Source organism: Allorhizobium pseudoryzae (assembly GCF_011046245.1).
Taxonomy (GTDB): domain Bacteria; phylum Pseudomonadota; class Alphaproteobacteria; order Rhizobiales; family Rhizobiaceae; genus Neorhizobium; species Neorhizobium pseudoryzae.
In genome coordinates, this window is record NZ_CP049244.1 from 879,701 (window position 1) to 899,627 (window position 19,927).

Below are 19,927 nucleotides of genomic sequence, written 5' to 3' on the forward strand. Positions count from 1 at the left end.
CGTTCACAGTCCCCGGATCATGCCGCCATCGACGCGGATGGAGGAACCGTTGATATAGCTTGCCGGTTCGCTGACGAGGAAGGCGGCGACAGCGGCAAATTCCTCCGGACGCCCATAACGCCCGATCGGGATCTCGTTGCGCGAGGCCGCCTGTACCGCGTCCACGCTGCTGCCGGTCTTGTCCGCCTTGATGGTGTCGAGTTCGCGGACCCGGTCGGTATCGATGCGGCCGGGCAGGATCATGTTGACGGTTACGCCGTGGCGGGCAACCTCGCTTGCGAGCGTCTTCGACCAGCCGGCGATCGCGGCCCGCACGCCGTTCGACAGCGCCAGATTGGCGATGGGTTGGACAACGCCGGAGGATCCGATGGTGAGGATGCGTCCCCAACGCTTCTCGATCATCATGGGCAACAGCGCGTCGGTGATGGCGAAGATCGAGGTCGCCATCATCTGGAACGCCGACTGCCAGGCGTCGCGCGTCTGCCCCATCGCCGGGCCCGCCTTCGGGCCACCCGTGTTGTTGATCAGGATATCGACGCCGCCCTCCTGCTGGAGCTTTGCGATCAGGTCACTGACCGATTGTTCGTCGGCGAGATCCACCTGTACGGGGCGGAGGTTCGGTACGGCAGCCATCGCGTCGATAGTGCGGGCGGCGGCGTAAACAAGCACCCCTTCGGCGGCAAGCGCGTGGGCGATGGCCGCGCCGAGGCCGCGGCTGGCGCCAAGCACCAGCGCCTTCTTTCCGGAAATCTTGAGATCCATTATTTCAAAGCCTCCAGCTTGCGGGTCTGCCGTGCAATCAGAGCGTCGACTTCGGCAATCGCTGCGGCATTCAGCGATGCGCCGGGACGGCGTTGGGCGGCGCTGGCGATCGCGCCACGCTTGGCAAGGATGTATTTGCGCACAGCAAGGCCGATGCCCGGCTGCTGTTCGTAGCGAACCAGCGGCAGGTAGGCGTCGAAGACATCCTGCGCCGTCTCGTGGCGTCCTTCGTTGCTGAGGCGCACGACATCAGCCATCATTTCCGGATAGGCAAAGCCCGTCATGGCGCCGTCTGCGCCGCGCTGCATTTCCTCCGGCAGGAAAACCCCGGCATTGCCGCAGAGGATCGAGACACGGCGCCGGCCGTTGGCTTCCGCCTGGCGCAGGTCGGAGATCTTCTGCAGCCCCGGCCAGTCCTCGTGCTTGAGCATGACGATGCTCGGATGCGCTTCAAAGATGATGCCGAGCGTTTTCGTGGAAATCTGCACCCCGGTGGACAGCGGAAAATCCTGCAGCACGACCGGCACCTCGGTCCCAACAGTTTCCACCACGTTGCGGTAATAGGTGATGATCTGGTCGTCGGTGCGCAGCGAGGAGGGCGGTGCCACCATGACCCCGGCGGCACCGAGATCCATCACGGCCTTGGTCAGTTCGCCGATGGCGGCAAGGCCCGGTGCGGAAACGCCGACCACCACGGGCTTTTCTCCCGCTCGGGCGAGCGTCCGCTTCGTCACCTCGATCGATTCGGCCTGGGTGAGCTTCGGCGCTTCGCCCATCATGCCGAGAATGGTGAGGCCGTCGGCGCCTTTCTCGTCGTAGAAATCCACCATCCGGTCGATGCTGTCATGATCGAGAGCACCCGTTTCCGTGAAGGGCGTCACGGCAATGACAAAGACGCCCCTGGAGCCCGATGTAATAAGAGCCATGAAAAATCTTCCTATTCGAACCAATGGGATTGGCCGCGGCGCACGTAACGTCCGTCGCCGGGCTGGTTGAGAACGGCCTTGCCATCGAAGGCGAGTTGCCCCGACAGATAGGTCCGGCTGACGGTGATATTGAAGCGGCGCCCGTCGAAGGGGCTCCAGCGCAACTCGTCATGCGCCGTCTGGGCGTTCCAGGTCTGGGGCGTCCGGCTGACGACGGCGAGATCGGCATCCGCTCCGATCCGGATCGCGCCCTTTTGCGGCCAGAGACCAAAGAACTTCGCGGGCCGTTCGCACAGCTGTTCGGCGGCCAGGCTTGCGGCATCGAGACCACGTTCGTCGGCGGCGGTGTAGAAGGCCGGCAGCAGCGTCTCCAGCCCCGGCACGCCGGCGCCGGCATCGAAGATCGAATCGGTGAACTTGTTGTCGATCGGCCAACTGGAATGGTCGGAGCTGACAAATGCGACACGGCCGGAAAGAATTTCCTCCCACAAGGCGTCGATCTGGCCGGGGCGGATCGGCGGGTTCACCTTCATACGGGCGCCGAGCTCATGCCCATCCCGATCCGGATCGAACCACAGGTAGTGGACGCAGAGCTCGCCGGTGGCGCGGAACCCGTCCGCTAGGTAGTTGTCGACGAGCTGGAAACCGCGGGCGGTCGTCAGATGCACGATATGGGCGTGCGCACCGGCGGATGCGCCGAGTTCCAGAAACTGGGCCGTTGCCGCAAGTTCTGCGGCCGGCGGGCGGCTGGCCGAATGCGCCTCGATGCCGTTGTGACCGGCGGCCTTGGCGGCTGCGATATAGGCGCGAACGATTTCCTGATCTTCGTTATGTACGCCGAGCGGCAGGGGGGTCTCGGCAAGCGCATTGAAGATGCCGAAGATCTGGTCGGATGCGATGCGCGGAAACCGTGTGGGGCTGCTTTCGAAGGTCGAGATCTTGAAAGCCACCACGCCACCGTCGATCAGCGGTGCAACCTCTTCCGGGGACTGCCCCGGCAGGATGGTTCCGTAGAGCGCGACATGCGCATGGGCGTGCTGCTGGATGGCGGTGACCTTGTCCGTCAGGCGCGCGATGTCGTTGAGCGGCGCGGGATTGTCGTAGGGCATGTCGACAATGGTGGTGACACCGCCGGCAATGGCCGAACGCGTGGTGGAGCGGATGCCGGGAAGTCCGCCATAGCTGCAGGCATGGGTCTGGCCATCAATGATGCCGGGGAAGATGAGATCCTCGCCGCAGTCGTGGACCGCGGCGGCGGCCGGCGCATCGCCTGTGCCGATGGCCGCAATCTTGCCGGCGGTAATGCCGATCCAGGTATTCTCCACCGGGCCATCCGGCAGGACAGCGGTGCCGCGAAGGATGAGATCGTAGGACATGGGTGTTACCTCGCGTAGGACATGTCAAGATGATGGGCAGCGAGCGCGACGCCCGCCTGCACGGGATCGATCACCGGCAGGCCAAGCGTGTCCTGCAGTGCCGCCCGATAGGAACCAAGGCCGGCGCAACCGAGAATGATCACATCGGCCTTGTCGTCGTCACGAAGGAGGCGGGCGGTGCGCGCCACGGTCTCGACGACATCGGTCGCCATCAGCTGCACGACGGTCATATCGATGGATCGGTCGCCGGCAAGCCTGTGGTGCAGCTCGAGCGCCTGCAGGTAGCGCAGGTGCCGGGCGATGGAGGAGGGGCCGAGCGAAATGATGCCGAAGCGCCGACCGAGCGACAGGGCGCCGAGATAGGCTGATTCCGCTATTCCGGTCACCGGCTTTGTCGTTGCTGCCCGGACCCGATCGATTCCGGGATCGGAAAAACAGCCGAGCACGAACGCGTCGGCATCGGCGGTTGCGACGGTCTCCAGAATGTTGGGGATGACCTGAGCGACATGATCGTCGGTTTCGATGCCGGGCGGGGACTTTGGCAGTTCGGTACACACGATCTCATGGCGGGTCGCCGCCCTGACCGGTGAAAGGCACGCTTCCATCGATTGCGTAACGGAGACGGAACTGTTGGGATTGATGACGAGGATCTTCGACACGCTTCACTCCGGCGGCTTGTCGCCACATCTGACTGGATTAGATATACTACGTGGTATATTACAAGGTTTCATGTGTCAAAGCGCCTGAGGCAGGCCTGCCGGTCCAAAAGGACGGAAACGCTTTGACATCGCGCCGATTGGCCGCAAAAAGAACAGGAACGCCCGGTGCCGGGCCGGAGGAGACGGAACGTGAGAGCCATGGATCAAGCCTACCCGACGGCTGAGAAGCGCACGAAATCGCTGACGGAACAGGCCTATGCCATCCTGCGCGAGCGAATCATCACAGGCGATCTGGCGCCAGGGGCCGAAGTGTCGGAGCCGGAACTGGCGGAGCGGTTGCAGATGAGCAAGACGCCGGTGCGCGAAGCGCTGGGGCGGCTGTGCGTGGAAGGGTTCATGGAAGCCTATCCGCGGCGCGGTTACCGCGTGACGCCGGTGACCATCAAGGACATGAACGACCTGTTTTCGGTACGCGGTGTGCTCGAAGGGACCGCGGCGGCGCTGGCGGCCGAGAATCTGACGACCGAAGAGATGGACCAGCTCGATGAGCTGGCCGATTCCAGTTATGTGATGGGCGAAGAGGTGAGCACGCGCACCTTCGTCTCCCGCAATGAGCAGTTTCATTCCCTGATCGCGCAAGGATCCCGCAACCAACGCCTGTTTACGCTGGTGATGAGCCATTTGGAGGAGTGCGCCCGACTGTTCCACATGGGCACCCGCGTGCGCGACATCAATCCGGAAACCACCGAAGATCATCATCGTATCCTGGCGCATCTGCGGGCCCGCGATGCGGAAAAGGCGCGGCAAGCCGTCATGGAGCACAACGAAAACACCCGGAAGGGCCTTGTGGCCGCGCTGATTGCCAACGGCCGCGCCGGCCTCACGCTCTGAAAACAGTCCGAGAGCGTCATACCGTCTTCCTCAGTTCTCTTTCACCAGATGACCGGGGGCGTGCTCGCGATAGACGGCCTTGACCGGCACGAAATCCGCCGGCCGCACGGCGCTGCCGAGTTCGAATTCGGCCTGCGCACGGCGATGATTGCGTCGCTTCGGATCGGCGATCGGCACCGCATCGAGAAGCCGCCGCGTGTAGGGATGCTGCGGATCGCTGAAGATCTGTGCCCGGGAGCCGATTTCCACGATTTCACCAAGATACATCACGGCCACGCGGTGACTGACGCGCTCCACCACGGCCATGTCATGGCTGATGAAGAGGTAGGCGATCCCAAGGGTCTCCTGCAGTTCGAGCATGAGGTTGACGACCTGCGCCTTGATCGAGACGTCCAGCGCTGACACGGCTTCGTCGGCCACGATCAGGCTCGGATTGAGGGTCAGTGCCCGGGCAATGCTGATGCGCTGCCGCTGGCCACCGGAAAATTCATGTGGGAATCGACGCGCCATGTCGGCCTTAAGCCCGACCTTCTCCAGCAGTGCGACTGCTGCCGCCATCGCGTTCTGCTTGTCGGCCAGCTGGTGGACGATCATCGGTTCGGCGATGGCCTCGCCGACGCGCATGCGGGGATTGAGGCTGGAGAACGGATCCTGAAAGATCATCTGCATGCGCTTGCGCCGCTGCGTCAGTTCCTGTTCCGACAAGGCACCGATGTCCTCGCCATTGATTCGGATCGTCCCACTGGTCGGATTGACGAGCCGAAGCACCGAGCGACCGGTGGTCGATTTCCCACAGCCGGATTCGCCGACGAGAGACAGCGTCTCACCCTCCCGCAGGTCGAAGGAAACGTCTTCGACGGCATGCACGCGGCTCGTCACGCGACCCAGAAGACCGGTCTTCACATCGAACCGGGTCACGAGGTTGCGCACTTCCAGAACGGGCCTGCTTCCCGCCTGCTGCATCGCCCGTTCCGGCGTGACAGCAGCCGTATCGGTATCCAGAAGCGCGAAGGTCGCGGGAGCGGCACGGTCCTGCATCGAGCCAAGCCGGGGCACGGCGGACAGAAGCGCCCGGGTGTAGGTATGCTGCGGGCTCTCGAAAATCTGCTCCGTTGGTCCCGTCTCCAGCGCGCGGCTGCGGAACATCACAACGGTCCGATCGGCGATTTCGGCCACCACACCCATGTCATGGGTGATGAACAGGACGCCCATCTGTTCTTCATCCTGGAGGGATTTGATCAGTTGCAGAATTTCCGCCTGCACGGTCACGTCCAGCGCAGTGGTCGGTTCATCGGCAATCAGCAGACGCGGTCGGCAGGCCAGCGCCATCGCGATCATCACCCGCTGCAATGTTCCGCCCGAAAGTTGATGTGGATATTCATCGAAGCGTTTGGCCGAAGCCGGAATGCGGACGCGGTCGAAGAGCGCGATCGTCTCGCGCCGCGCCTCATCCGCGCTCATCTGACGATGTCTGCGGATCGCTTCCGCAATCTGCCGCCCCACCGTCATCACCGGATTGAGGGACGTCATCGGCTCCTGGAAAATCATAGCGATCCGATTGCCCCGGACGTCCTGCATCTCATGTTCGCTGAGCGAGAGGAGGTTGCTTCCCTCCAGTCGGATTTCTCCGGTAACGCGCGAGGTCCGCTCCGGCAGCAGGCGCATGATGGACATGGCGGTCACGCTTTTGCCGGAACCGGATTCCCCCACGATCGCAACGGTTTCACCGGCATGGACCTCCAGGCTGACGTCATTGACAACCGCGTTCCAGGCGCCGTTGCGGCGGAAGGACGTGGTGAGATTGCTGACGGAGAGGATGGTCATGGCAACAGGTTCCGGGACTGGCGACCGGCGCGCCGGTCAAGGCAAAATTTTCTAATATATTACGTAATATATTTTAACTTGCCAAGCGCCTTGTCGTGCCTGAAAGTAGGATGACCACCGTGCATCAATGGGGGAAACATGACGCCGGAACAGATCCGAAGCAGCGTACTCTTGACGCCGCAACACCTGTACGAACGCCAGCAGGCCGGGGAGGAGATGACGATCCTCGCCGTCCAATCGATCAATCCCTATACGGGGCGTCCGTCCTTTACCGGAGAGCGGATTCCCGGGGCGATCGACACGCAGGCCTATGAGGATTTTCAGTCTCCCCCCTCTCCCGCGGGAGGACAGCGCCCTCTGCCGGCGATCGATGTTTTGCAAGACAAAGCCCGTGCCTGGGGCCTTCGCCGGGATCGCATGATCGTCGTCTATGACGCCGACCGCAGCATGACGGCGGCGCGTGCCTGGTGGGTTCTGAAGTGGGCCGGTCTTTGTGATGTTCGGGTGCTGGATGGTGGTTTGCCGGCATGGGTCGCCGCTGGGCTGCCAACAGCGGTCGACGCGACCGTTCCAGCGGCCAGCGACATCGTCCTGAGCGCCGGGCACATGCCGGAATTCGGGGCAGACGATGCCATCCGTCTGGCTGAGGAGGGCGTATTGCTCGATGCGCGCATCCGGCCGAACTACATCGGTGGCCCCGTCGATCCGAGCCAGCCTCCGCGCGGGCATATTCCAGGTGCCTTGAGTGCGCCGGCGCCCGACAACGTGACGGACTACGGGAATTTTACCGATTCAGCCACCCTTGCCGAAATGTATGCCGCGCTTGGCGTCGATGGACAGAAACCGGTCGGCGTCTATTGCGGTGCCGGCATGTCGGCGGCTCATACGGTGCTGGCGCTTGCTTCGATCGGCGTCGCGGCATCCATGTATCCGGGCTCCTGGTCGGCTTGGGTTCATGACCCTGCCCGGCCGGTGGTTGTGGGCGCGCGTCCGCATGGAAAATCAGCATAAATTCTAGGCAGCAGGAGGGCGTGTTCAAATCCACGCCAGACGGGCTTTACAGGGTCATTCGCTATGATATATTTCGTAGTATATTACGGAGATCCGACAGCCTCTCGCCCGTCCGAGCGCCTGTTTATCGATGACAACAAGGGGTGAACCAATGAAGATCTGGAATGGGATTGTGATGGCCGCGGTGGCCTTGCCGCTGCTTACATCGGCGGCCTTCGCACAGGAAGACGCAAAATTGAAAACGCTGGTGGTGGCGGTGCCGTCCGACCCCGTCGCGCTTGAGCCCGGCACCAACAAGGCCGAGCCGATCGGCAGTGAAATCATACTCAACGTCTTCGATACGCTCGTTGCCTGGACCGCGCCGGACTTCAAGGCGCTCGAGGGCCGCCTCGCCAGCAGCTGGACGGTATCCGATGATGGCAAGGTCTTCGACTTCAAGCTGCGCGAAGGCGTGAAATTCCAGGATGGAACCGCCTTTGATGCGGCGGCCGTCAAGTTCTCGCTGGAGCGGACGAAGGCTACCAACCCTTACGTCAAGGCGACGTTCGACCTCATCAAGGAAATCACGGTCGTCTCGCCGACGGAACTCAAGATCACTCTTTCTGCCGCCTATCCGGCCTTCCTGTCCATCCTCGCCCAACCGCAGGCCGGCATCGTAAGCCCGGCGGCTGTCGAAAAATACGGCGACAAGTTCGCATCGCATCCGGTCGGAACCGGCCCCTTTGCCTTCAAGAGCGCACAGGCCGACACCAATGTCGTGCTCGAGGCGAATCCCGCCTATTTCCGCGGCGCGCCAAAGCTGTCGCAGATCATCTATCGGGTCATTCCGGATGCCTCTACCCGTCGTCTCGAGTTGGAAAACGGCGGCGTTGACATCGTTCAGCAGCAGGGCCAGCTGTCGGCCATCGCCGCCCAGGATATCGAGGCGCTGAAGGCGAACAAGGACGTCAAGGTCCTCGAAACCTCCAGCCAGATCATTCGCCAGCTTGAATTCAACAACAGCAAGACGGACGGCCCCTTCTCCAACGTGAAGGCTCGCGAGGCCATTGCCCATGCCATTGATTATGATGGTCTTCTGCAGGGCGTCTTCGGCGGTACGGCAGAGCGCGTCTACGGTCCGCTGACCACCAACAGCTGGGCCTTCAACCCGAAGATGAAGGAGCTGGCGCCTAAATACGATCCCGAGCTTGCCAAGAAGCTGCTGGCAGAGGCCGGCATCAATCCGTCATCGCTGAACCTGAAGCTCTACAGCTTCCAGGGCCCGCTCTGGGGTGCGGTCGCCACCTTCGTCCAGGCCAATCTGGCCGATATCGGCATCAATGCCACCATCGAGCAGACCGAGTTCCCGGCGCTGCGCACGCTCCAGACCTCCGGCCAGTTCGATGTCGCGCTGGATGGCCGTCAGCCGTGGTACAACGATCCGGACGCCCACATTACGATCGGTTATCTCTCTTCTCTTGCCAATACGGCGATGACGTTCCGCATGCCGCAGGACAAGGCGCTGGATGACATGATCCTCAAGGCGCAGCAGACACCGGATATGGAGGCGCGCAAGCAGCTCTACTTCACCATCCAGGAAGAGATCGCCAAGCGCGTGCCCGGCGCCTACCTGTTCAGCCCGAAGCTGATCGTCTTTGCCCGTTCAAACGTCGAGGGACTGGTCGTCAACAGCGCCCCGCCGCTCAACGAATACTGGTCCGTGTCGAAGAAATAAGATGATGTGCAGCACCGGCGGCAGGTGAGCCGCCGGTGCAACGCCCTCAAGGCGTCCAAGTGATCACCGTGCCGATGGCGGCCCGGCCTGCAGGAAGAGAGTGAGCACCAGACATGGCGAGTTTTATTCTACGCCGCCTGATCGCCTTGATACCGGTCATGTGTATCGTCCTCGTCATCGTGTTTTCGCTGGTGCGGATCATCCCCGGTGACCCGGCAACAACCCTTCTTGGGCCTGGCGCGACACAGGATCAGATCGAGGCATTGCGGGCCCAGTTGAACCTCGATCAACCGGTGATCCTGCAGTTCTACCATTATGTGGTCGGGCTTTTTGTCGGCGATTTCGGCTATTCGTTGAAAAGCGGCCAGCCGGTTGCAGCGGAAATCCTGCAGCGCCTGCCGGCCACCATCGAGCTTTCGGTTCTCGCCGTGATCGTCGCGGTGATCGTCGGCATCCCGATCGGCGTCCTGTCGGCGACCCGCCCGAACTCCATGTTCGATCACGTCACGCGCCTGGTCTCGCTGGTGGGTGTTTCGATGCCGGCCTTTCTGCTGGCACTCGTTTTGCAACTGGTGTTTGCCACTACGCTTGGCTGGCTGCCGGTCTCCGGTCGTGTCAGCCCCTATCTGCCGGTCGAGCCGGTGACAGGTTTTGCCGTCCTCGATGGTCTGCTGACGGGCAATCTCGCCGGTGCGCTCAGTGCCGTCCAGCACCTCATCCTGCCGACGGCCGTTCTCGCAGCCTTCCTGGCGGCAACGCTTGGCCGTTTCGTGCGCAACACCATGCTCGACGTGATGGGCGAGGATTTCATCCGCACCGCCAAGGCCAAGGGGCTGCGCCGCCGCGATGTTGTTCTCAACCACGGTCTTCGCAATTCCTTGCTGCCGGCCGTTACCATCATCGGTCTCAAATTCGCGGAGATGCTTGGCGGTGCGATCCTCACCGAGACGATCTTTGCCTGGCCCGGGATCGGCCGATACATGTTCGAGGCGATCAAGAACCGGGATTATCCGGTCATCCAGGGCACGACGCTCGTGTTCGCGCTGCTCTTCGTGCTGACCTCCATCATCGTCGATGTGCTCTACGGCATTCTCGACCCGCGCGTCCGTCGGAAAATGGGTTGAGATCATGAAGGACCTCCTGCTTTTCCTGCGTCGCAACACGCTTGCCCTCGTCGGCCTTGTCATCCTCGTGGCTCTGCTCGGCCTCATCACGATCGGTCCCTGGGTCACCAGCTATTCACCGACGAAGCTCGATATCCTCCATAAGCTCGCCGCACCCAGCCTCGAACACTGGCTGGGCACGGATGCCTTTGGACGCGATGTCTTGACGCGCATCATGTATGGCGGTCGTGCCACGCTGGCGATCGGCGTGGGCGTCGTGGCGATCGCCTTTGCCGTCGGTGTGTTCTTCGGCATGCTCGCCGGTTTTGCCGGCGGCTGGCTGGACAGCGTGATCATGCGCATCGTGGATGCCATCCTTGCCTTCCCGGCCCTGGTGCTCGCCATTGCGCTCTCAGCCGCCTTCGGCCCCAGCCTGCAGAATGCGATGCTGGCCGTCGCCATTACGCTTGCCCCGCAGTTTGCCCGTGTTGCACGCAGCCAGGCGCTCAGCATTTCGGTCAAGCCTTACGTCGAGGCCGCCATTTCGCTCGGGCTTCCCGGTCACCGCATCCTGCTGCGGTACGTCTTTGTCAACGGGCTTGGGCCGCTTCTGGTGCAATCGACGCTGGCACTCGGCAGCGCCATCCTGCAGACCGCGAGCCTCGGTTTTCTCGGGCTCGGTGCCCAGCCGCCGATGGCGGAATGGGGAGCGGACGTCTCGGCCAATCTGCAATATGTCCGCGGCGCGGCCTGGGTTGCGCTTTCGCCCGGCATGGCGATCCTACTCGCCGTCCTCTCCTTCAACCTGATCGGCGATTCCCTCGCTGACTGGTTCAACCCGCGCCGACGCAGCGAGCTCGATTAGGACACATCACCCGTGAACAGCCTGCACATCACGCTCGAAAAGATCGACTTCCTGCCGCCGGACCGCGTGACGGACGATACCAGCGTGCTGACCCTCAAAAACCTCGTCTTCGAACCGCTTCTGCGTTGGGATGACGGTCTCGTCCGGCCAGCGCTGTTTCAAAGCTGGACTCACTCGCCGGACGGGCGCCACTGGCAGTTCAGGATTCGCGACGGCGCAACCTTCCACGACGGAAAGCCTTGCATCGCGGACGACATCTTGGCGTTCATCGAGGGTATCCTGGAGGCGGTCGATACCTTTGGCATGAAGTGGTCCTATGCGCGTTATCTGAAGGATGCCGCCATCAGCGCGCTGTCGTCCAGCGTCATCGAGGTCCGCAATCCGCATCCCATTGCCGATATCCTGGACATCTTTTCCGAATTCTACATCTGCCGGCGCGATGTCGATGGCCGCCCTCTTCTCGGGACGGGTCGCTACCGTGTCGCGGAATTCTATGCCGGCCAGAACGCGGTTCTGGAACGCATGCCCGCGGCGCATGGCCCGGATCGCATCCGCGTCACGGCGTGCAAGAGCGCGGACGTTCGGCTCGATCTTCTGGCGGCAGGCAGGGTCGATGCCGCCCTCAATCTGGAAAGGGTGGAGCATCGGCTTGCCATCGATCCACGCTTCCAATGGGGCAAGGCGGTCAACACGCTCTCCGTCATGTACTATCTCAATTGCCAGCAGGGCATCTTTCGCGCGCCGGCGGCGCGTCTCGCAGTCAATCACGCTGTCGATTCGCGCGCGATCGCCGAGGACATCTTTCACGGGCTTGCCGTGCCCTCCGCAACGATCGTCAGCCCGTACCATCTCGGCGCCGCAAAGGCCGGCTTGCAGCCGATCGCCTACGATCCGGACAAGGCCCGCCGGCTGCTCGATACGGTGGACACCGGCAGCGTGGTGCGCCTGCGAACACCCACCTTCATGCCCGAACGGGCTCCCGAGATCAGTCGTTTTGTTGCCGCCTCGCTCGAAGCCGTGGGTCTCACGGTCGAGGTGGAAACGGAAACGGATAGACCGGAATATGCCCGCCAGATCGGCCGCAAGGAGATGGGCGATCTGGCGATCTTTGATTCCTCGCCGCACAGCACCTACCGCATCCTCAACGACAAGATTTCAAGCGGGCCACGGGCGGTATGGTGGCAGGGCTATGATGACCTCGAGACCGAGCAGTTGATCGCCGCCGCCAATGATGCGGTGGATGACGCTACTCGCGAGGTTACCTATGCGCGGTGCCTCAAGCGCCTGCACGACAACCCGCCCTGGCTCTACATCGTCCACCCGATCGACGTTTTCGCGGCAAAGCCAAACATCGAAGGCCTTGCGATCGATCATAAGGGCACGCTCAACATTCTCTAGGGAGCTTCCATCATGGAAAAAGACTACTCGATCACCTTCTTCTATTACGACGATATCCATGCGGTTGTCCCCTTCTACGAGAATGTTCTCGGCTTCGAACTGGTTCTCGACCAGGGTCTTGCCCGGATCTATCGTATTGCCGGCCAATGCTATTTCGGCATCGTGGATGGCAATCGCGGCCACCTGAAGCATCAGGAGAAGAGTGCTGTTCTGCTGACCATCGTCGCACAGGATGTCGAGGGCTGGCATGCGAAGCTGAAGGCGGCCGGTGTGACGGGCCTGTCCGACCTGCTGCGCGGCCGCTTCTGCGAACACTTCTTCTTCGAGGATCCGGCCGGTTACGCCATCGAGATCCAGCGTTTCCATAACCCCGACGTCGCCAAGCTGTTCTGAAGAGGCGAATGGAATGAGCATCTCCCTTGACGGATTGCGCAAGACCCTCATCCAGCAGGCCGTTGCCTTCGGTCAGCGCCCCTTGATGGCGCGCTCGGATGGAGACTCGGCGAACCTGGATGAAGGCTACATCCCGCTTCTCGTCAATTTCACGGTTGAGGATAAGGCGGCGAAGGGACTGCGCAAACTGAAGGACCAGGCTGAACCGGAGCCGCCGGTTTACTTCTCGGCGCTGGAGATGACACGCGACCATGCCGCACTGTTGCTCACGGGCGAAACCGGCAGCGGCAAGACGACGTATGCCCGCTATCTGAGTTTCCGTTTGGCAAGCGAAGATGGTCGAGCACGGTCGGTCGCGCGCAACGACCTCGGCATGCGCCAGGAAGAAGCCTGGAATACAGAGGCGTTTTTGCCCCTCTACCTTGAGGTGTCGCCGGGCCACAGCGTGCGGTCGCTGATGGAGGCCGCGGTGCCGGGGCTCGAGCGCCTCCTGGCGTCCAAGGCCTGGGCGGGTTCATCCGACACGCTTCTGATCATTCTCGATACGCTGGAAAATGTCGGCGCCGAAGCGGTCCACCTTCTGGCGGACGCGGCTCACGTGCAGCAAGCCTATCCCCGCGTGCGCCTGCTGGCGCTTGCCGAGCAGGAGGCCGCCATGGGCTTGGTGCCGCCGGCACCCTTTGCGCGTTTTGCGCTTCTGCCGCTGCTGAAGGCACAACGGATCGATGGCGCCCGCGCCCTGGCCGGCCCGGATCTCGAGGCGACCGGCATCGGCCTTGGCGCTGCAGCCGCCAATCCGGCCCACTTTGCCATGGCCCTGGCCGCGAAGACAAAAGGTGAGGTGCCGGAGGAGATCGTGGATGCCTGGCTGGCGCATGTGGCGGGTGACCCTCAGGCACAGACCTTCCTGTGCGGACTCGCCTACGACCGGTTGACCGGAACACTGGATGAGCCCGAATTGCTCCCCGTCACCCGCGTCCGGCAGTTGCTGGCAGCCCGCCACCTGGTCGATCTGGCGCCCAAGGTGGCGGCCGCGGCATTCCGCACCAATCCGCCGCTCTGGGCTCCGGTGATCCGCAGCCTGGCCGCACGGCTTTCCGAAGCGTCCGGCGTCGCCACGCTTGTCGACGGCCTGATCGATGGTGATGGAGAGGCCGCACTGCGTGGCGCGCTGCTCGCTTCAGAGCTTTCGATCGACACTGCATTGCGCCAGCGGTTGAGTGAAAGCCTGCTGCACATCATTCAGGCCGGCGCGCTGACCCCGAGCGAACGCGAGCAGGCAGGCCGGCTGCTCTCTGCCTGGGGTGATCCGCGTGATCTGGAGGCACTGGCCACGGTGCCGGGTGGATCCTTCACCTTCGGCTCCGACACGCATCCGAATTCCGCACCCCCGCATACGGTCAGCGTTGCACCCTTCCGCATTGGTCTCTATCCCGTGACCAACGGTCGTTATGGTGAATTCGTGCGCGCCACGAAAAGGGCCTGGCAGAGCCCGGACGGATTGTCGCCAGAGCGCAGCAGCGCACCGGCGACGGATCTCACCTGGCGCGACGCCGTTGCGTTCTGCGCGTGGCTCACGGACAAGTGGCGGCAGGAGGGGCGTCTTTCCGAGGAAGAAATCGTGCGTCTTCCGACCGAACCCGAATGGGAACGCGCCGCCCGCGGCGATCAGCCGGACGAAGGACAAGCCATCCTTTATCCATGGGGCAAGGTCTGGCAGGATGATGCCTCCAATTCGGACGAAGCCGGCTTCAACACCACCTGCACGGTCGGTCTCTTCCCGAAGGGACGGTCGCCGTATGGCTGCTACGACATGGCGGGGCAGGTTTGGGAATGGTGCACGACGCTTTGGGGCGAGGACATGGCAACGCCGAGCTTCCGCTATCCCTATCGTGACGATGGTCGCGAGGAGAAGGATGCCGGTCCCGCCGTTCGGCGGGTGTTGCGCGGCGGGTGTTTCAGCAGCGGTCAGCAGAAGGCCTGCTGCACCTATCGCGGCAGCCTGGAACCCGACGGTTTCTGGCGCGGCAACGGTTTTCGCATCGTCGTCGCACCTGCGTAATTGCTTTCGAGCGCACCTGCCGGCTGGCGCCGGGATTGGCCACCGATGGTGTCCCGCCGGCATCGCTCATCTCGGTTGTCACGTGACTGCCAAAACGACGCAGGTCACGCTCCCGTCGAGCTCGGCCCAGCGCCGCCTCGCAAGCGACATGGGCCGTCTGACCGTCTGATTTGCGGTCCGGTTTTGTCAGGAGGCCGCCTTCGGGACGGTGGAACGCCAGACGATCTGACCGGCCAGAGGCAGGTCTTGGCCAAGGTCGAGTGGCCCACGTGGTTCATCGAGATGCAGAAGTCTCAAGGTTTCCTGCACCATTTCGGCCAGTGGCTGCTGCACCGTGGTCAGCTTGTAGGGTTCGCGACCCGCTTCCGGAATGCCGTCAAAGCCTGCGACCATGACATCTTCCGGCACGCGAAGGCCGTGATGGCCGCGCAGCGCATCAATGGCACCCATCGCCATGATGTCGGCGATGCCGAACACGGCCTCGGGCATGGGTTTTCCGGATGCCATGTGGGCGTCGATGGCCGCCATCCCGCCTTCGTAGCTGGAGCCGCCGGGGCATTCGATAATGGAGTCGCGCCGGATGCCTGCTTCGAGCAATCGCTCCAGGAAGCCACGCACGCGGTCCTGACTGGTTGACCCGTTCGGGTCGCCTGTCACCATCATGAACGACTTGGCACCCGCATCGAGCAAGACCTCTGCGATCATCCGTCCGCCGGCGACATTATCACAGCGCACGCCATAGACGCCGCTATTCGGAACGTAGCGGTTGAACAGCACAACGGGAATACCGCGGTCATGACACAGGTTGATCATGCGCGTCGATAGCTGCGCGGACGTCAGAATCACCGCCTCGACCTGATACTGTAGAACCCGCATGATCGCTTCATCGGTCTGCATGTCTTCCGAGAGCGTGAAGGTCAGCGTCTGGCGCCCGCGCTTCTGGAGTTCCTGGCTGAACGTATGGAGCGTGCGCACATAGAAGGGGTTCGCCAGCGTGCCCAGAATGACCGCGACCATCTTCGAACGGTTTTTCGTCAGGCTGCTGGCAATGGAGTTGGGGACGTAATTCAGCTTGCGTGCGGCCTCGATGATCTTCAGTCGGGTGCTTTCGCGGATGCTGGATCCAGGGGTGAAGGCACGAGAAACTGCCGACTGGGAAACGCCAGCGAGTGCTGCGACATCAAAGGATGTGACCCGGATCGCCTCGTCCGCCATTCCGTTTCGTCTCCGAATTCGTATTCAGATGTGTGCGTGCTTCTGCGTTCAACGTCGTAGGTACCCTACTAACGGCACGACTGCAATTTTCACGCTGACATTCCGTCATAGCCGCATTTCATTGCGCCCGCATGCGCAGGTCTCCGTGCCATCCACTTCCGATCATCCTTGGCGCATGTGTATGCAAAAATTGCTGAACCTGTGAGCCAAAGTCTTCATTCTTGCCCGGACAACGCGCGAGCGTCGGAGAAACTATGTGCGACAAATACGGCCCAATTGGCCCAATTTGCTGCCATAAGGCGCGTTCATTGCTGCGAATCCGATCCCGGAGGGATTCTAAAAATTATGTCTCCAGGCATTACACCCCGGATTGAATGCGTATGCAAAATGAGTATAGTCGGCAACCGGATCGGGCCACGCCGAATGGGGGTGGACCGAAGAAATTGGTGAGAGGGGCGCGCGGCGTTCCGGGGGGTGTGTTGTGAGCGCAATACAATCGATGCCCAAGACGCTTTACGAAAAAGTCTGGGCAGAACATGTCGTGAAATCCTACGAGGACGGGACCAGTCTCCTTTATGTCGATCGGCATCTGGTTCAGGAAGTCTCCAGTCCTCAAGCCTTTGCCGGCCTCGAAGCCGCCGGGCGCACGATCCGCCGACCGGATGCACATGTCTCCGTCGCGGATCATGCCGTTCCGACGAAGGACCGCGCCGCATCTCTGCGCGATGGGCTTGCGGCGCGGCAGGTGGAGCGGTTGGTCCAAAATACTCTGAAATTCGGCATTCCCTATATTCCGATGCGCGACCGGCGCCACGGCATCGTGCACGTGATCGGGCCGGAGCTTGGTTTCACGCTGCCGGGGGCGGTGCTCGTCTGCGGCGACAGCCACACCTGCACCCACGGCGCGTTCGGTGCGATTGCATTTGGAATCGGGGCGAGCGAATGCGAAACTGTGTTCGCAACGCAGACGCTGCGCCAGCGCAAGCAGAAAACGATGCGCATCCTGCTGGAGGGACAGCGTCCCAAGGGTGTCGAGGTCAAGGATTTTATCCTGGCGGTCATCAGCCGCATCGGCGTCGGCGGCGGTGTGGGCTATGCGCTCGAATATGCAGGCTCCGCCGTGCGCGCGTTGTCCATGGAAGAGCGCATGACGCTCTGCAACATGAGCATCGAGGCTGGCAGCCGCATCGGCATGGTGGCGCCCGATGAAAAGACCTTCGACTATCTCCGGGGACGCCCGCTGGCTCCCGCCGGTCAGGAGTGGGATGCAGCCGTCGAGGTCTGGCGCGGCCTTGCAAGCGAACCCGATGCGGTTTTTGATCGCGAGGTCGTCATCGACGTGAGCACGCTCGCGCCGTTCGTTTCGTGGGGAACCACGCCTGAGGAATGCTCGCCGGTCACCGGCCGGGTCCCGGATCCATCTCAGGAGCCGGATGACGGCCGGCGACGCCGGCTGCAGCGGAGCCTAGATTACATGGCGTTGACGCCAGGCACGCTGCTGACCGACATCCGGATCGATCGGGTCTTCATCGGTTCCTGCACCAACGGGCGCATCGAGGACCTGCGTCGCGCGGCCGCGGTCGTCGATGGGCATCGCGTCGCCGATCATGTCTCGGCCATCGTCGTCCCGGGATCGGCGGCCGTGCGCGAGCAGGCCGAGGAGGAGGGGCTGGATCGCATCTTCCTCAAGGCCGGTTTCGAATGGCGTTCCTCCGGCTGTTCCATGTGCGTGGCGATGAATGACGATCGCCTGTCGGAAGGCGAACGTTGCGCGTCAACGTCCAACCGCAACTTCGAGGGGCGGCAGGGCAAGGGTGGGCGCACCCATCTCATGAGCCCTCCCATGGCGGCGGCCGCTGCGATTTGCGGTCGGCTCGCCGATGTTCGAGAGCTAAGCGTCGAGGCCGTATCATGAAGCCCTTCACCACGATCGAAAGCGTCGCGGCCTATATTGACGAGGACGCCATCGATACGGATATCATTTTCCCGGCCCGCTTCCTGCTGTTGCTGGACAAGGCGGGGCTCGCCCAGCACGCGTTCCATGAGCGCCGCCATGGGCCTGATCTTAAGCAGCCCTTCATTTTGGACCGCGCTCCGTTCTCGAAAGCGCAAATCCTTGTGGCGCGAAAGGATTTCGGTACAGGCTCCAGCCGCGAGCAGGCCGTCTGGTGCCTCGCCGATTTTGGCATCCGCTGCATCATCGCCGAAAGTTTTGGCGAGATCTTCTTCGCCAACTGCTTCAAGAACGGCGTCTTGCCGATCTTGAAAGCTGGCGACGAGTTGACGGCCATCCGAGAGGCGGCCGGCGAGGAGCAGACGATTGCGATCGATCTTGTCGGTCGCACGATCCGCTTCCAAGACGGACGCTTGATGCCCTTCGATGTGGACGATTATCGTCGTGATGCGCTGCTGAACGGGCTGGACGAGATTGGCTCGATCCTCCGGGACGATGGTGACGATATTGTTCGCTTCGAAGAGCGCCAGCGCCGCCGGTCGCCATGGCTGCATCTGGATCGGCATAAGCTTTCGACCTTCGCCGATCTCGGCACGGAGAAGCTTCTTGACTGACCGCCGCTCGCATAGTCGCGCACACCCTCATCAACACCGAGTTCTGACGTCAATCGAAAGGCATCGCTGATGGCGAAACCTATCCTCAAGCATGCGCTGGCGTCCGGTCAGTTCGTCGTTGCGCCCGGCATTCACGATATGATCGCTGCTGCCGTCTTCAACAAGAGCGGGCTCGAGTTTGCCTATGCCTCCGGCTATTGGATGGGCGCATCCGCCTACGGCCTGCCGGATGCCGGCATTACCACCTACACCCAGATGGTCGATCGGGTGAGGACGCTCTGCAATACCGTCAATGCCGGCGTGATTGCCGATGCCGACACCGGTTACGGCGGGCTGCTCAACGTGCATCATACCGTGATCGGCTATGAAGACGCGGGCGTGACGGCAATCCAGATCGAGGATCAGGAATTTCCGAAAAAATGCGGGCATACACCGTTCAAGCGCATCGTTCCGACCATCGACATGGTGGAAAAGATCAAGGTCGCCTGTGATGCCCGCAGAAACGCCGACACGCTTATCATTGCGCGCACCGATGCCCGCCAGTCGGAGGGTTTCGAAGGTGCGATGAAGCGGATCGAGGCCTATGGAGCCGCTGGCGCGGATATCCTGTTCGTCGAAGCTCTGACGAGCGACGACGAAATGCGCGAGGCCTGCCGCAGGCTGAACAAGCCGACCATGGCGAACATGGCCGATGGCGGCCTCACACCGATCCGCAGCGCGGGAGAGTTGCAGGACATCGGTTATAGCATGGCCATCTATCCCGCGGCCACCGGCTTGGCAGCTGCGCAGGCGGCGGAGAACGTCTTCACGGCGCTGAAGACACTCGGGACGTCGCAGTCGCCGGATGTGTCGCTCTTCTCGTTCCGCGAGTTCAATGCACTGATCGGGTTCGAGGATGTCTGGGAATTCGAGCGCAAATGGGCCCGCGATCCGGTCAAGACAGAGAGTGCCGCATGACGATGGCAGGTGAGCGTGCCAACAGAGCGAAGGCGCCTGTCGCCTCCAGCGCTGTTGGTCACTGATTGCAACCGGTGGTGAGATTGTCCCTGCAAACGGTATCCGACTATGCTGGACGAGAACAGGAGGGGAGGGTGAAAATGGACACTATCGAGGTTGAGGGCGGTATCTCCGCTCGGCACAGGATTGGCAGGCGCCGTCTC

General features: G+C 62.3%; 17 protein-coding genes. 11 read left to right on the forward strand and 6 right to left on the reverse strand.

Translation table 11 applies throughout. From position 1 onward, the window contains the following. Positions 1-3: 3 nt before the first annotated feature. Genes G6N78_RS22950 through G6N78_RS22965 form a run of 4 tightly spaced genes read right to left on the reverse strand, consistent with a single transcriptional unit; the run spans position 4 to position 3,723 of the window. Positions 4-762, reverse strand: a complete 759-nt coding sequence (locus G6N78_RS22950) for an SDR family oxidoreductase (protein WP_165224378.1) — start codon at positions 760-762, stop codon at positions 4-6. Beyond that, complete coding sequence (locus G6N78_RS22955) at positions 762-1,688, reverse strand: dihydrodipicolinate synthase family protein (protein ID WP_165224381.1); 927 nt, start codon at positions 1,686-1,688, stop codon at positions 762-764. The genes G6N78_RS22950 and G6N78_RS22955 overlap by 1 nt, the downstream gene beginning before the upstream one ends. 11 nt (positions 1,689-1,699) lie before the next feature. Beyond that, entirely contained in the window at positions 1,700-3,064 is a 1,365-nt protein-coding gene (locus G6N78_RS22960) for a dihydroorotase (RefSeq protein ID WP_165224384.1), read from the reverse strand. 5 nt (positions 3,065-3,069) lie between these two features. Next, positions 3,070-3,723: an aspartate/glutamate racemase family protein gene (locus G6N78_RS22965; RefSeq protein WP_165224387.1), complete on the reverse strand. Its 654-nt coding sequence runs from the start codon at positions 3,721-3,723 to the stop codon at positions 3,070-3,072. A gap of 198 nt (positions 3,724-3,921) precedes the next feature. Between G6N78_RS22965 and G6N78_RS22970 the strand changes: the two genes are divergently transcribed. Next, positions 3,922-4,614: a GntR family transcriptional regulator gene (locus tag G6N78_RS22970; RefSeq protein ID WP_165225423.1), complete on the forward strand. Its 693-nt coding sequence runs from the start codon at positions 3,922-3,924 to the stop codon at positions 4,612-4,614. Between the two features lie 30 nt (positions 4,615-4,644). Here the strand turns inward: G6N78_RS22970 and G6N78_RS22975 are convergent, their stop codons facing one another. Next, positions 4,645-6,438 carry an ABC transporter ATP-binding protein gene (locus G6N78_RS22975; RefSeq protein ID WP_165224390.1) on the reverse strand — a complete coding sequence of 598 codons (1,794 nt, stop codon included), beginning with the start codon at positions 6,436-6,438 and terminating at the stop codon, positions 4,645-4,647. Positions 6,439-6,576: 138 nt separating this feature from the next. Here G6N78_RS22975 and G6N78_RS22980 point away from each other — a divergent pair, with 138 nt between their 5' ends. The 7 genes from G6N78_RS22980 to G6N78_RS23010 all read left to right on the forward strand — a co-directional run bounded on the left by G6N78_RS22980 (position 6,577) and on the right by G6N78_RS23010 (position 14,984). Further along, positions 6,577-7,449: a sulfurtransferase gene (locus G6N78_RS22980; protein WP_165224393.1), complete on the forward strand. Its 873-nt coding sequence runs from the start codon at positions 6,577-6,579 to the stop codon at positions 7,447-7,449. Between the two features lie 151 nt (positions 7,450-7,600). Further along, on the forward strand, positions 7,601-9,163 hold the full coding sequence (locus G6N78_RS22985; protein ID WP_165224395.1) for an ABC transporter substrate-binding protein: 1,563 nt from the start codon (positions 7,601-7,603) through the stop codon (positions 9,161-9,163). Between the two features lie 113 nt (positions 9,164-9,276). Next, entirely contained in the window at positions 9,277-10,287 is a 1,011-nt protein-coding gene (locus tag G6N78_RS22990; RefSeq protein WP_165224398.1) for an ABC transporter permease, read from the forward strand. Between the two features lie 4 nt (positions 10,288-10,291). Next, positions 10,292-11,131: an ABC transporter permease gene (locus G6N78_RS22995; RefSeq protein WP_165224401.1), complete on the forward strand. Its 840-nt coding sequence runs from the start codon at positions 10,292-10,294 to the stop codon at positions 11,129-11,131. Positions 11,132-11,143: 12 nt separating this feature from the next. Further along, positions 11,144-12,529: an ABC transporter substrate-binding protein gene (locus G6N78_RS23000; RefSeq protein ID WP_165224404.1), complete on the forward strand. Its 1,386-nt coding sequence runs from the start codon at positions 11,144-11,146 to the stop codon at positions 12,527-12,529. Positions 12,530-12,541: 12 nt separating this feature from the next. Continuing rightward, on the forward strand, positions 12,542-12,922 hold the full coding sequence (locus tag G6N78_RS23005) for a VOC family protein (RefSeq protein WP_165224407.1): 381 nt from the start codon (positions 12,542-12,544) through the stop codon (positions 12,920-12,922). A gap of 13 nt (positions 12,923-12,935) precedes the next feature. After that, entirely contained in the window at positions 12,936-14,984 is a 2,049-nt protein-coding gene (locus tag G6N78_RS23010) for an SUMF1/EgtB/PvdO family nonheme iron enzyme (protein ID WP_165224422.1), read from the forward strand. A 186-nt stretch (positions 14,985-15,170) separates the two neighbouring features. On the opposite strand, the gene G6N78_RS23015 is transcribed toward G6N78_RS23010, so the two are convergent. Further along, positions 15,171-16,199, reverse strand: coding sequence for a LacI family DNA-binding transcriptional regulator (locus G6N78_RS23015; RefSeq protein ID WP_165224424.1), 1,029 nt, complete (start codon positions 16,197-16,199; stop codon positions 15,171-15,173). A gap of 499 nt (positions 16,200-16,698) precedes the next feature. Between G6N78_RS23015 and leuC the strand changes: the two genes are divergently transcribed. The 3 genes from leuC to G6N78_RS23030 all read left to right on the forward strand — a co-directional run bounded on the left by leuC (position 16,699) and on the right by G6N78_RS23030 (position 19,724). Further along, the gene (gene leuC, locus G6N78_RS23020) at positions 16,699-18,114 is read left to right on the forward strand and encodes a 3-isopropylmalate dehydratase large subunit (protein ID WP_165224427.1); all 1,416 of its coding nucleotides are present in this window, start codon (positions 16,699-16,701) and stop codon (positions 18,112-18,114) included. Continuing rightward, positions 18,111-18,767 (forward strand): 3-isopropylmalate dehydratase small subunit, encoded by a 657-nt coding sequence (gene leuD / locus G6N78_RS23025; protein ID WP_165224430.1) that lies wholly within the window; start codon positions 18,111-18,113, stop codon positions 18,765-18,767. The genes leuC and leuD overlap by 4 nt, the downstream gene beginning before the upstream one ends. Before the next feature lie 69 nt (positions 18,768-18,836). Then, a complete protein-coding gene (locus G6N78_RS23030) occupies positions 18,837-19,724 on the forward strand; it encodes an isocitrate lyase/PEP mutase family protein (protein ID WP_165224433.1) in 888 nt (295 codons plus the stop codon). Positions 19,725-19,927 lie beyond the last annotated feature (203 nt).